Annotated in this window: 11 protein-coding genes; 7 read left to right on the top strand and 4 right to left on the bottom strand. The window is 57.0% G+C overall.

What is annotated here, in order from left to right:
* Positions 1-56 precede the first annotated feature (56 nt).
* Both L881_RS0108090 and argC read left to right on the top strand, forming a co-directional pair.
* Positions 57-302, top strand: coding sequence for a CsbD family protein (locus L881_RS0108090; protein ID WP_025733195.1), 246 nt, complete (start codon positions 57-59; stop codon positions 300-302).
* Positions 303-545: 243 nt separating this feature from the next.
* Positions 546-1,505, top strand: coding sequence for an N-acetyl-gamma-glutamyl-phosphate reductase (gene argC / locus L881_RS0108085; protein WP_025733194.1), 960 nt, complete (start codon positions 546-548; stop codon positions 1,503-1,505).
* 62 nt (positions 1,506-1,567) lie between these two features.
* On the opposite strand, the gene L881_RS13085 is transcribed toward argC, so the two are convergent.
* Both L881_RS13085 and L881_RS0108075 read right to left on the bottom strand, forming a co-directional pair.
* Positions 1,568-2,470, bottom strand: coding sequence for a LysR family transcriptional regulator (locus tag L881_RS13085; protein WP_025733193.1), 903 nt, complete (start codon positions 2,468-2,470; stop codon positions 1,568-1,570).
* Positions 2,471-2,548: 78 nt separating this feature from the next.
* Entirely contained in the window at positions 2,549-3,625 is a 1,077-nt protein-coding gene (locus L881_RS0108075) for a mandelate racemase/muconate lactonizing enzyme family protein (protein WP_025733192.1), read from the bottom strand.
* A 278-nt stretch (positions 3,626-3,903) separates the two neighbouring features.
* On the opposite strand from L881_RS0108075, the gene L881_RS0108070 reads away from it, so the two are divergent.
* From L881_RS0108070 to L881_RS0108060, 3 genes are all read left to right on the top strand, one after another.
* Entirely contained in the window at positions 3,904-4,593 is a 690-nt protein-coding gene (locus L881_RS0108070; RefSeq protein ID WP_025733191.1) for a S24 family peptidase, read from the top strand.
* Between the two features lie 207 nt (positions 4,594-4,800).
* Positions 4,801-5,589, top strand: coding sequence for an SDR family oxidoreductase (locus tag L881_RS0108065; protein WP_025733190.1), 789 nt, complete (start codon positions 4,801-4,803; stop codon positions 5,587-5,589).
* Between the two features lie 9 nt (positions 5,590-5,598).
* Positions 5,599-6,471, top strand: a complete 873-nt coding sequence (locus tag L881_RS0108060) for an oxygenase MpaB family protein (RefSeq protein WP_025733189.1) — start codon at positions 5,599-5,601, stop codon at positions 6,469-6,471.
* Between the two features lie 78 nt (positions 6,472-6,549).
* Here L881_RS0108060 and gabT read toward each other — a convergent pair whose 3' ends face one another.
* The gene (gene gabT, locus L881_RS0108055) at positions 6,550-7,821 is read right to left on the bottom strand and encodes a 4-aminobutyrate--2-oxoglutarate transaminase (RefSeq protein ID WP_025733188.1); all 1,272 of its coding nucleotides are present in this window, start codon (positions 7,819-7,821) and stop codon (positions 6,550-6,552) included.
* A gap of 175 nt (positions 7,822-7,996) precedes the next feature.
* Between gabT and pdxR the strand changes: the two genes are divergently transcribed.
* Both pdxR and L881_RS0108045 read left to right on the top strand, forming a co-directional pair.
* Complete coding sequence (pdxR, locus tag L881_RS0108050) at positions 7,997-9,460, top strand: MocR-like pyridoxine biosynthesis transcription factor PdxR (RefSeq protein ID WP_025733187.1); 1,464 nt, start codon at positions 7,997-7,999, stop codon at positions 9,458-9,460.
* 113 nt (positions 9,461-9,573) lie between these two features.
* Positions 9,574-10,740, top strand: a complete 1,167-nt coding sequence (locus tag L881_RS0108045) for a nucleotide sugar dehydrogenase (protein WP_025733185.1) — start codon at positions 9,574-9,576, stop codon at positions 10,738-10,740.
* Positions 10,741-10,908: 168 nt separating this feature from the next.
* Here L881_RS0108045 and galE read toward each other — a convergent pair whose 3' ends face one another.
* Complete coding sequence (gene galE, locus L881_RS0108040) at positions 10,909-11,961, bottom strand: UDP-glucose 4-epimerase GalE (RefSeq protein ID WP_245587958.1); 1,053 nt, start codon at positions 11,959-11,961, stop codon at positions 10,909-10,911.
* Positions 11,962-12,242 lie beyond the last annotated feature (281 nt).

The following is a 12,242-nucleotide window of genomic DNA, read 5'->3' as shown; positions in this document are numbered from 1 at the left end:
TGGATTCATGATGCGCTGGGCGACTTCCGCCTGGACTCATTCAAGGAGAAATGGATATGCCGAAGGATCGCATTGAAGGAAAAGCTCGCGAGCTTGCGGGGCAGGCCCAGGAAGCCTTTGGTGAGTTCGCTGACGACCATGAGCAAGACCTGCGCGGCAAGGCGCGTCAGGCAGCGGGCTCTGCGCAGTATCACTATGGTGAAGCCGTGGATCAGGTGCGTGATACCACCCGTGCAAATCCCTTCGCTGCGCTGGCCGTCGCCGCCGCTGTTGGTTTTGTCTTTGGGCGCTTTCTGCGCTGAGTTGCGCGACATTTAGCGTGCTATAAGCGACCGGCCCCTTATATAGGGGCCGGTTTTCGTTTGGGGCATGAAAAAGCATCGAAAGCGTAGCGTATAGGCAATCGCGCGCTTTAGTTGGCGATCCGCAGCGGTACTTTGATTGCCGTTCTTTCGCTGCCTTGCGTGCCGTGGCATGCTTGATATGTCGCGAACGGCGCGGCGCCGCTCCTGGAGCGAAGATTTCTTTACAGCGGAAGTGGTGGTATGACGTTCAAGGTGTTTGTCGATGGTCAAGCGGGGACGACCGGTTTAAGGCTGCTCGATTATCTTGCGCAGCACGATCAGGTCGAGGTATTGCGTATCGCCGATGAGAAGCGCAAGGACCGAGAAGAGCGCGCGCGCCTTTTGAACGCCGCCGACGTGGCCTTTCTCTGCCTGCCCGATGAGGCATCGCGTGAGGCGGTGGCGCTGATTGATAATCCTGATACCTGCGTTATTGATGCCAGTACCGCATTTCGCACCGCGCCCGATTGGGTGTACGGCCTGCCGGAGCTGGTGCCCGAGCAGCGGGCGCGTATCAAGGCTTCAAAGCGTATTGCCAACCCAGGCTGCCATGCCAGCGCTTTCATTATGCTGGTAAGGCCGCTGGTCGAAGCGGGGTTGCTGCCCGACAGCGAAGTGCTCACCGCCTACTCGTTGACCGGTTATAGCGGTGGCGGCAAGAACATGATTGCTGACTACGAACCCACCGATGGTCGCGCACGGGATGAGCGTCTGCAAAGCCCGCGCCCCTACGCGTTAACGCTGCAACATAAGCATCTGCCTGAAATGGTGCAGCATGGCGGTTTGCAGCATGCGCCGCTGTTTACGCCTATCGTTGGCCCCTACCTGCAAGGGCTTTCAGTACAGCTACCGCTGTCGCTGGCAGCATTGGGTAACGTGACCCTTGAGCACATTCATTCGCTCTATCAGCGCTATTATGAGCAGGAGCTGTTCGTCAGGGTGCTCCCGTTGGGGGATGATGCCCAGCTGGACGGTGGCTGCTGGGATGTGCAGCACAATAACGGCACTAACCGCGTAGATATTCTGGTGGCTGGCAATGCCGATCAGGTGATGCTGATGGCTCGGCTGGACAACCTGGGGAAAGGTGCTGCCGGGGCTGCGATTCAAAGCATGAATATTCATCTGGGAATCGCTGAAGATACCGCGCTGGCACGCGATTAACGAAGCTGAATACTTTCCCGAATACAGGGGCGGCGTAGAGCAAGCGCCGCCCCTGCTTACCGCTAGGCTGCTGTTGTACTGTTTTCAGACGGTGGCAGCGAAGCCTCTTCCTGCCCCAGCAAATAAGCGGGTGCAATGCTTAAAGGCTCGTCACGGCGCCATATCATTCCGATGCGCGATGACTCTATATCGTTGTCGGGCAAACCGAGTGCCTGTAGGCCCAGCGGTGCCAGCTGCTGTTGCAGCGCCTGTGGCAGTATGGCCACGCCATGACCGTGGGCGACCATGGTTCCGAGCATGACGGCTGAATCGGCTTCAAAGCGCACATCAATGGTCAGATCATGGCGTTTGAAGAGAGTATCGACGCTGCGCCGGTGACGCATATCGCCCGACAGGATACCGTGGGGAAAGCGCTCCAGATCCGGCCATCCCAGCGTCGTCGGCAGCTGAAAGTAGCGGGGCGAGGCAAATAGCATCAAGCGCTCGTTGAACAGCGGCAGCGTAACGAATTCCTCTGACATGACCAGCGCCGCATCGAGATACCCCACCGCGAGATCAATCTCATTATCGGCTAGCGCTTGCAGCAGGGCGGGCATCGAATACTCTTTCAGGCTGAAGGAGAGCGTATGAGTGCGCAGCCCGGGCCATTGGACAATATCCGCAGCGGCGGCCGGTACGGTACCGACTCTGAAGCGTTGCTGATGATGGCGCTGGCTGCCGCTGCCATTGCGCAGGGCCTGAAATTCCTGCAACACGCGCTGTGCGTGATAAAGCACGCGCTCCCCCTCTTCCGTAAAGCGCCCGAAGCGGCGGTCGCGCTCAATCAGCGACATGCCCAGCTCATTCTCCAGCTGCTTGATACGTGCAGATAGCGTGGGCTGGGTAACGTGACAGCGGCGCGCTGCGCGTCCGAAATGTTGTTCGCGTGCAAGCGCAACCAGAAACTGCAATTGTCGATGATCCATAGCGTATCTACCAGGTAGGCGCTCCCTTTCCTCACGCTGATGATAGCGGTAGCGGAGTCGCTGTTAAGGGGACATTCTTCAGTGCACCGCACACCCAGTGGCGTGGTTAAAGGCGTTGGCACGACAGTGGATGCCTAGCCCGGCTCCCGTGGGAATTTCCAGCCGGTTAGTCGAGGCGTCGGGCTTAAGCGTTGGCTCACACAGTGCATCAATGGGCGTAGGGAGCGGCAGCACAACGCGCGGGTCAGTCGTGATCAGCGTACTGAGGTGCAGGTCAACCGCCAGTGAAAAGGGATCATGGGCGCCGAACAGCACGGGTTGAATACCGAAGGCGATAGCAGTGCGTATCAGCCAGATTGCACTGCCGAGACCGCCGCAACGGCTGCTGTCGAGGGTGAGGAGATCGACCGCATTGGCACCGATCAATGCCCGCCCTTGAGCGCCGCTGGTTGGCCCCTGGCGCATGCCGATATCAATCCGGCAGCTATTGCGAAGCCGTGCGAAGGCGTCGATATCCGTCGGGTGAAACGGTGCGTCGAAGCGCTGGATACCGTAATCGCTCAGTATGTCGGCGGTGCGGCGTGCCCACTTGTAGTCGTTGGCGCGGGATACAGGCGCACGCACGGTCAACAAGGCCGAAGAGGGAATCATGCCGATAATGTGATTGATCAAACGCTCATCTTCCAGGCTGGAGCCATGCCCGAAAGCGCCGTCCTGAAGCATAAGCGCCGGACATTGCTCGAACTTAAGAGCCTCCACACGGGCGCTGATACCCTCGGTAGAATCGAGTTCGAGCGTAATACCGGCATCAACGCCGGTGTGTGGATGCCCGCCCAGCAAGGTCGTCAGCGATAGCCCTACGTGGCGCCCAAAGATATCCCACAGGGCCTGCTCTATGGAGGAAATCACCTGCGAAAACACAGCGTTATCGTGCCATCGCTGCTGCATGCGCTGACTCAAGGGTTCGATTTCCAGCGCATTGGCATCGCGGTAAAAAGGCGCGATCTCATGCACAATCGCCGCTACCAGCGTATGCCCCAGCTCAACGGCGGCCATGCCTGAGAGACCATCGCTGGTGGTAATCTCGATAACCGTCGGGCCTTGAGCAAGCTGCATAGTGCTGGGTCGGCAAACGCGAATATCCTTGATTTTCATGCGATATCTCTTGGTTTCTGACCGGCATTCAGCAGATGCCATTAATGCAATGTGTGCCGTAGTGCAAAACGACTGGGTACGATTAACGTTGTCATTGCCTGAATCTATGTGGGTATAGTGAGATGGATGGATATGTAAATATCAGGTGATTCTCATGGGTGTCATCATTTGGGTAAACATAGGTCAAATTAAAAGCGTTGTACACTGTTGCAAGGGTGCATAAATTTATAGAAAAGCTTTGCGCATATGTCGCGCATCAAACGGAAGAGGCGTTGTCTATGTCGAACAAAGAATCACTTAAGACAAAAGAAGGTGACATTGATGTAGCCCCCGGGCTGCCCGAACGCTTGTCTGTCTTGATTAACCATTTCGGAACCAAGTCAGCGGCGGCACATATTGCGGGTGTTGATGCCAATACCGTTGGGCGATGGACAGAGAAAAACACTCAGCCCAACCCTCGTTTGCGCAACCTGTTGCCGCTGGTGCAGCGCTCCGGCATGTCGATGGATTGGCTGATTCGCGGGGAAGGAAAACCCTACCTGGAGGGCGAGAACGGTGCCCATTCCGAGGTGGGAGAGCAGCCGGCCCGCTACCAGATCGAGCCGTTTCAATTCGGCGATGTATCTGACATCGGCAGCTGCTCGGTGACGCGTGATGAGCTGGAATCCAACCATGTGGCTCCCCATCAGTTGGCGGCCTATGCCATTGAGGATGACAGCATGGCGCCTGCGCTGAATATCGGCGATATCGTACTGGTGAATACAGCGCGCACCTTGTTGGGTGGTACCGGCATCTTTATGGTGGAGTTCAAGGGTGAGCGTCTTGCGCGCCGAGTACAGCGCACCATGCGGGGAATCACGCTACTCTGCAATGCGTCTCAGCTCGACAATATCGAGATTCCCGATGATGGGATGGCTCATCTTGCTGTGCTGGGGAAAATCGTTCGCGTCACGCGCTGGATGAAGTGAGTCAGGGCTGTGCTTGAGAGAGCGGGTGTTCACAGGTAGAAGCTGAAGGTTATTCGCGCGCGCTGGCTCTTGGTGCGATACCGCCGCTGCTTCTTACCCCTGGCTTTTTTGCTAAGGTGAGGTGATAACGGAGCAGCATTCAGCCAGGGAAAGATGGGCGGCTGCTATTGATGGGCATTGCGATTTTTCGTGGCTAGCGAGGGCATCATGGATCTAGGTATCGCAGGGCGTTGGGCAGTGGTATGTGCCGCCAGTAAAGGGCTGGGCAAAGGGTGCGCCGAGGCGCTGGTAAAAGAGGGGGTGAATGTGGTGATTAATTCACGCTCTCAGGAGGTGCTTGAGCGCACCGCCAGCGAATTACGCGCTCTGGCCGATGATGTCGAGATTAAAACCGTGGCGGGTGATATCACTGATGCCGCTGTGCGCACCCAGGTGCTGGCGGCGGCCCCACAGGTGGATATTCTGATCAATAACGCGGGCGGCCCGCCTCCCGGCGACTTCCGCGACTGGGAGCCGGCGCAGTGGCAAAGCGCCCTGAATGCCAACATGATTACGCCGATCGAAATGATCAAGGCAACTGTTGATCAAATGGCCGAGCGCGGTTTCGGACGCATCGTCAATATTACCTCCAGCTCGGTCAAGGCCCCCATCGCACCGCTAGGGCTCTCCAACGGGGCGCGTGCAGGTTTAACGGGATTTGTGGCCGGACTCGCGCGCCAGCCTCAATTGGCGGCACACAACGTTACCGTGAATAATCTGCTGCCGGGCAAATTCCTGACCGAACGCCTTCGCAACAATTTTGAGCACATCGCGCAAACCTCGGGACGTACCACTGATGAGGTGATGAGCGCTCAGCAGGAGGCCATTCCCGCGCGCCGCTTTGGCAGCGCTGAAGAGTTTGGCCTCTTTTGCGCATTTTTATGCAGTCAGCCCGCCAGCTACTTCACGGGGCAAAACGTACTGATGGATGGAGGCGGCTATCCAGGTACCTTCTGAAGGTGGGTCATGAATCCTTTCCGCAAGGCGATTGATCGCCGTATCGCAGATCTTACCGGTCGCCGCCACTCTCCTGTTGATTACACTTCACCTCCGGGTGATCCGGGGCTGTTTGGGCCGGAGAGTACGGTGTGGCGCATTCATGGTGATTTCAGTGCAATGATGTGTGGCGGTGTCGGCGCGCTGCTGCTGCAAATGCTGCATCCGCTGGCGCTGGCGGGGGTGTGGGATCACTCCACCTTCCGTGACGATATGCTGGGCAGGTTGCGTCGCACCAGCCAGTTTATTGCGATCACCACCTACGCTTCGCGCCGGCAGGCGGAAGCGGCCATTGCCCGTGTACGCTCCATTCATCAGCAGGTAACGGGCACTGCCCCTGACGGCAGGCCGTACCGGGCGGATGATCCCGATCTGCTGACGTGGGTGCATGTGGCTGAAATGAGCAGTTTCATGGCCTCCTATCTGCGCTATCGAGCGCCCGACTGCTCTCGTGCCGAGCAGGATCGTTACTACGCCGAAAGTGCTCGGATTGCGGTAGCGCTGGGGGCGCGGCAAGTGCCCACTTCAGCCTCGGAAGTAGCCGACTATCTTGAGCAGATACGCCCGCAGCTTGAGTGTAGTGAGCGCACCCGCGAGGTAGCACGTATTCTGTTTCGCTCAGGCCCCCAGGATATGGCGGGGCGGCGTGCCGCGAGGCTCTTCATGAATGCAGGCATCGACCTCTTGCCTGACTGGGCCACGCATCAATTGGGGTTTAAGCGCAGCAACATGCAGCAGGCGCTCACCCGACGAGGCGTGCAGGCCATTGCGCCGATCATTCGGTCGTCGGTGTCGGGTACCGCGCGCGAGCTGGCCGAGCAGCGTGTTGCCGGAGCTGGCTAGTTTCTCTATTGCTGAAAACGGACAGAGGGGCGACTCACATGAGCCGCCCCTCTGTTTGCTGTGCTGCTGAGTCGGGTGCTACTGAACCGCTTCTGTAATGGCTTCCTCAAGAATCTTCAACGCTTCGTCGAAGATCGGCTCTTCAATCGTTAGTGGATAGAGGAAGCGGATCACGTTGCCATAGACACCGCAGGTCAGCAGCAGCAGGCCACGCTTGAGTGCATGCTGCTGAATGCGGTTGGTCAGCTCGCTATCCGGCACACCTTCCGAGGTAAAGAACTCGGCGGCAATCATGCTACCGAAGCCGCGAACACCTTTGAGCTGCGCATGGGTTTCCGCAAGACGGTGCAGCGTTGCCGTCAGCTTTTTCCCGAGCTGATCCGCACGCTCTAGCAGTTTCTCTTCCTCGATGACATCAATAACCGCGTGCGCCGAAGCGATCGCCAGAGGGTTGCCAGCATAGGTGCCGCCCAGCGAGCCGGGGATCGGCTTATCCAGGAGGTCCGCGCGCCCCACAATACCCGAGAGAGGCATGCCTCCCGCCAGGCTTTTAGCATAGGTGGTGATATCGGCGGATTGATCAAAATGCTGCATGGCGAAGAATTTACCGGTGCGCGCAAATCCGCACTGCACTTCATCGGCAATCATGACGATACCGTGTTCATCGCACAGTTGGCGCAGGCGTGTGACAAACTCCGCCGGAGCCGGATTAAAACCGCCTTCGCCCTGTACGGGTTCGAAGATAATGGCCGCGACACGCTGTGGCTCGACGTCCGTTTTGAACAGCTGCTCAATGGCGTTGATGGAGTGATCGACGGAGACGCCATGCAGCTCATTGGGGAAGGGGGCGCGATAGACCTCGCCCAGTTGAGGGCCTGCGCCAATCTTGTAGGGGCGTGTCTTGCCCGTAAGCGCCAGAGTCGCGGCCGTGCGCCCGTGAAAGGCCCCCTCGAAAGCGATCACAGCTGAACGGCCAGTCGCAATTTTCGCGACCTTGATGGCATTTTCTACCGCTTCTGCCCCCGTGGTGAAAAACGCCGCCTTCTTGTCAAAATCGCCATCAGCGCGCTGGGTGATCTTCTGGGCCAGTGTCGCGTAGCCGGCGTAAGGCACTATTTGATAGGCCGTGTGAGTGAAGTGCTCAAGCTGCTCCTGAATGGCGGCCACTAATTTCGGGTGACGGTGGCCGGTGTTAAGCACAGCGATACCCGCAGCAAAATCTATATACCGATTGCCATCCGTATCGTAAATTTCGGCATTTTTTGCATCTGCTGCATGGAAGTCGCACATAACGCCAACTCCTTTGGAGACATGGCGCTCGCGTAATTCGCGTAATTGATCGTTATTCATAGGAAGGCTCATCAGCATGAAGTGTCAGGGGTTCTCCACCATTGTTGAATTGCTTTGGCTCAGGGTAAAGAGCCAATATCCATAAAATAGAGGGAGCCAATTTTTCACCGGCTCGTGCTATTTTCCGGCGCTTTCGTTAGCGCCATGGCTGGCAGCGACGCTTTGAAGGGGGGATATGCACGACTTATGGATCGACCTGCTGCAATTAAAATTGCCAGCGCGTACTGAATGTCACTTGAACGAGCGTCTCTACGGCGCTATTCGCGATGCCATTCTGGATCGCTCTTTCAGCGCTGGGGCGCGCTTGCCGGCCTCACGCGAACTGGCAGCAGGGCTGGGCATTTCGCGCAACACGGTAACGCGAGTGTTCGATCAGCTAACGATCGAAGGATTTGTCGAGAGTCAGGTAGGGGCCGGTACTTATGTGGCTGACGTGCAGGGCAGTATCGTGCAGGGGGCTGCGCTCCACGAGGGCCAGCCTGCTGCGCCGCCCAGACTGTCGCAGCGAGGGCGAAGGCTAGCGTCTCGCAGCAGTGCGGCGACGCAACAGTGGGGCGCCTTTATGCCGGGGGTGCCGGAGGTGAGGCTGTTTCCTTATGCACGGCTGCAAAAGCGGGTCGCGCGAGTGCTCTATACGGCGACTCCCGGGGTGCTGAGCTATCCTGAGCAGGCGGGCAGCATGGTCTTGCGTGAAGCGTTGGCGAAGCACCTTCGCGTGGCACGCGGTGTGCAGTGCGACCCGCCACAGATCGTTATCGTGGAAGGTGCCCATCAGGGCATTGATTTGATTATCCGACTGCTTGCTGACGCCGGTGATAGTGCCTGGCTGGAAGAGCCAGGCTATTGGGGCATTCGTCGCCTTCTTGAGGTGAATGGCGTGCAGGCGCGGCCGGTGCCGGTAGATGGTGAAGGCATCACGATCCCCCTGCACTCTCGACCACCGCGGCTTATGTTCACTACTCCTTCCCACCACTACCCGCTGGGTGCGGTGATGAGCATTCAGCGCCGCCGCCAATTGTTGGCATATGCGCGGCAGCATCATGCGATTATCGTGGAAGACGACTATGACAGCGAGTTTCGCTACACCAGCAGCCCGGTGCCCGCGCTGGCGGGGCTGGAGCCTGACGCGCCCGTTATCTACGTCGGCACTTTCAGCAAGACAATTTACCCAAACTTGAGGGTAGCCTACATGGTGCTGCCCAAATCGCTGGCGCCCCATTTCCAGCGCGCCTATCTTGATGTGCATCGCGGAGGACATACTGCCATGCAGCAGGCGCTGGGTGAGTTTATCGAGAGCGGTGAATATGCCCAGCATATCCGGCGCATGAGAGGGGTATATCGCCGCCGCCGTGATGCGCTGAGTGCGCTGGTAGAAGCACGTTTCGGAAGCCAACTGCTTTCTAGCGAAGCCCGCGATAGCGCAGGGTTGCACCTGGTGCTCCGGCTTCCATCTCAGATAGACGATGCCGCTTTGTCCCATACCGTGGCCCAGCATGGGGTGTTGACGCGCCCTCTGTCTCGTTATTACCTCGGTGATGCTCCAAGTAGAGGGTTGCTGTTAGGCTATGCGTGTGTGGCCGAAGATGAAATGAAAAGGCCCTTCGATACGCTGGTAGAGTGCTTGGCAAAAGTTTTATAATTTTGCAATTGTTCGCTGGTAGAAGAGCCTATTATATTAAGGTTCGCTTCTATAAGTGACAGGCACATCTCATACACTAAATACACTTTTTGATTACCCATCAGGATGTCTGGATGAAAATTGCAGTAGCAGGTACCGGTTATGTTGGGCTTTCCAACTCAATGTTGCTGGCTCAGCACCATGAAGTAGTGGCGCTTGATATCGACGCTCACAAGGTTGAGCTACTCAATAATCGCCAAAGTCCTATCGTGGATGCGCAAATAGAAGAATTTCTGGCGCACAAGACCCTGAACTTTACTGCTACCCTCGATAAGCAGGCAGCCTACGCCGACGCTGAATTCGTCATTATCGCCACGCCGACCAACTACGATCCGAAAGCCAACTTTTTCGATACCTCCTCGGTTGAAGCCGTGATTGCTGATGTCACCTCCATCAATCCGGATGCGGTGATGATTATCAAATCCACGGTGCCGGTTGGCTTTACCCGCGATGCGAGCGCGCGCTTCGACTCCAGCAATATCATATTTTCCCCGGAATTCCTGCGTGAAGGTAAGGCGCTTTATGACAACCTCTACCCCTCACGCATTGTGGTAGGCGAACGCTCCAAGCGTGCCGAAAAATTTGCTGCCCTGCTTGAAGAAGGCGCCATCAAGAAAGAGATTCTGACCCTCTTTGTCGATAGCACGGAAGCGGAAGCGATCAAGCTGTTTGCCAACACATACCTGGCAATGCGCGTTGCATACTTTAATGAGCTGGATACCTACGCCGAATCACACGGCCTGGATGCGCGCCAGATTATCGAAGGTGTGTGTCTCGATCCGCGTATTGGCGACCATTACCGTAACCCCAGTTTCGGCTACGGTGGCTACTGCCTGCCCAAGGATACCAAGCAGCTGTTGGCGAACTACGAGGACGTGCCCAACAATCTGATCGGTGCGATTGTGGAAGCCAACCGTACGCGCAAGGATTTCATTTCACAGTCGATTTTGAATCGTGATCCAAAGGTCGTGGGCATCCACCGCCTGATCATGAAATCGGGTTCCGATAACTTCCGCGCCAGCGCCATTCAGGGCATCATGAAGCGCCTGAAGGCGAAGGGTGTTGAGGTGATCGTGTATGAGCCGGTGCTGGAAGAAGAGACGTTCTTCGGCTCGGAAGTGCTGAGCGATCTTGACCAGTTCAAGCAGCGTAGTGACGTGATTGTCTCCAACCGCTTGACCGATGATATCGCGGATGTGGCCGAGAAGGTCTACACCCGCGACCTGTTCGGGCAGGACTAATCCCGATACGCGCTATCGCCTATAGCGTCATGGTGGTAGCAGCGTTGGAAGGTTGGCCGCCTATCCTGTTTTACGGCGGCTAACCTACAAAGCCCCCGATGCAAGTTTCATTGCATCGGGGCTTTGGTTTTTCAGCATCGCTGCCAAGCGTTGAGGGACGGGGCCGCGCTATTTCTGATAGCCGTTGGGGTTTTTTGACTGCCAGCGCCAGGTATCTGCCATCATATCGTGGAGAGTACGTTCCACTTCCCAGCCAAGTTCACGCTTGGCTTTGCCTGGATCTGCCCAGAACTGTGCGAGATCGCCCTCTCGACGCGGCGCTACTTGGTAAGGTACTGCTTGGCCGCTGGCTTTTTCGAAGGCCTTGACCATTTCCAGCACCGAATGCCCTTGCCCGCCGCCAAGGTTCCAGATACCCACGCCGCCCTTGTCAAATCGCTTGAGAGCCTGCAGCGCACTAACGTGCCCCTCAGCGAGATCCATGACGTGGATATAGTCACGCAGGCAGGTGCCATCTGGTGTGGGGTAGTCATCTCCAAAGATGCTGAGCTGTTGGCGCTTGCCTACCGCAACCTGAGCAATAAAGGGCAGCAGGTTATTGGGAATGCCTGCAGGGTCCTCACCGATGGTGCCGCTCTGGTGTGCGCCGACGGGGTTGAAGTAGCGCAGCAGGGCAACTCGCCAGCGTGGATCGGCGGCCTGTGTCTTCTTCAATAGCTCTTCGACCACCAGCTTGGTGTAGCCGTAGGTGTTGGAAGGTGTTCCAGTCGGCATCTCTTCATTGAAGACAGGCGTGCCCGGATCACCATACACGGTGGCCGAGGAGCTGAAGACAATGTTGAAAACACCCGCCTGGCGCAGAGCTTTTAGTAGCTGGATGCTGCCGCTGACATTGTTGTCGAAGTATTCCAGCGGCTTTTTCATGCTCTCGCCGACGGCCTTGAGGCCCGCGAAATGGATGGCAGCAGTTACAGGGTAAGTGGCAAGCACCTCATCCAGGCCCTTACGGTCGCGAATATCGCCATGTTCGAAGTGTACTTTCCTGTTGGCTAACCGCTCAACGCGCTTTATCGCCTCCGTGGAGCCATTACTCAGATTATCAAAAACCACCACGTCATAGCCTGCCTCCAGCAGTACTAGGATGGTGTGGGAGCCGATATAGCCTGCGCCACCGGTGACTAGAATCATGCTTAAGTACCGATAAAGAAATTTGGTCTTCATGGTAAGCGCTTAGCCAGGAAAATGCATGAGTAGCGTGGTCGTATTTTGCCTTGTTAAAACGCATCCGCACTAACGCTTGTGTCGCTGTTCAAGCCATCAACGCTCTTGTGGGGCCAGTCCGTTGCTCGCGGGGAGGATGGGTTGTAAGGCGATGACAGTGCTGAGTTACTTGACGGGTAAGGCAGCTTGCTTGAATGTTTTTGCTTACGATACAGGTGATGCCGCTCCTGTCACGATGAATACTGCGCTATAGCTAAACCTGACGTAAGGTGAGCGCTATT

This window comes from Carnimonas nigrificans ATCC BAA-78 (genome assembly GCF_000526695.1).
GTDB classification, from domain to species: Bacteria; Pseudomonadota; Gammaproteobacteria; order Pseudomonadales; family Halomonadaceae; genus Carnimonas; species Carnimonas nigrificans.
Note: the sequence above shows the minus strand (reverse complement) of the source record. Positions and strands in the feature narration are given on the sequence as shown.

Bases quoted from the DNA above. Each gene is read 5' to 3' on its own strand.
- L881_RS0108070 (WP_025733191.1), top strand. From the start codon at position 3,904: ATGTCGAACAAAGAATCACTTAAGACAAAAGAAGGTGACATTGATGTA.
- L881_RS0108060 (WP_025733189.1), top strand. From the start codon at position 5,599: ATGAATCCTTTCCGCAAGGCGATTGATCGCCGTATCGCAGATCTTACC.
- L881_RS0108075 (WP_025733192.1), bottom strand. From the start codon at position 3,625: ATGAAAATCAAGGATATTCGCGTTTGCCGACCCAGCACTATGCAGCTT.
- argC (WP_025733194.1), top strand. From the start codon at position 546: ATGACGTTCAAGGTGTTTGTCGATGGTCAAGCGGGGACGACCGGTTTA.
- L881_RS0108065 (WP_025733190.1), top strand. From the start codon at position 4,801: ATGGATCTAGGTATCGCAGGGCGTTGGGCAGTGGTATGTGCCGCCAGT.
- galE (WP_245587958.1), bottom strand. From the start codon at position 11,961: ATGAAGACCAAATTTCTTTATCGGTACTTAAGCATGATTCTAGTCACC.
- gabT (WP_025733188.1), bottom strand. From the start codon at position 7,821: ATGAATAACGATCAATTACGCGAATTACGCGAGCGCCATGTCTCCAAA.
- L881_RS13085 (WP_025733193.1), bottom strand. From the start codon at position 2,470: ATGGATCATCGACAATTGCAGTTTCTGGTTGCGCTTGCACGCGAACAA.
- pdxR (WP_025733187.1), top strand. From the start codon at position 7,997: ATGCACGACTTATGGATCGACCTGCTGCAATTAAAATTGCCAGCGCGT.
- L881_RS0108090 (WP_025733195.1), top strand. From the start codon at position 57: ATGCCGAAGGATCGCATTGAAGGAAAAGCTCGCGAGCTTGCGGGGCAG.
- L881_RS0108045 (WP_025733185.1), top strand. From the start codon at position 9,574: ATGAAAATTGCAGTAGCAGGTACCGGTTATGTTGGGCTTTCCAACTCA.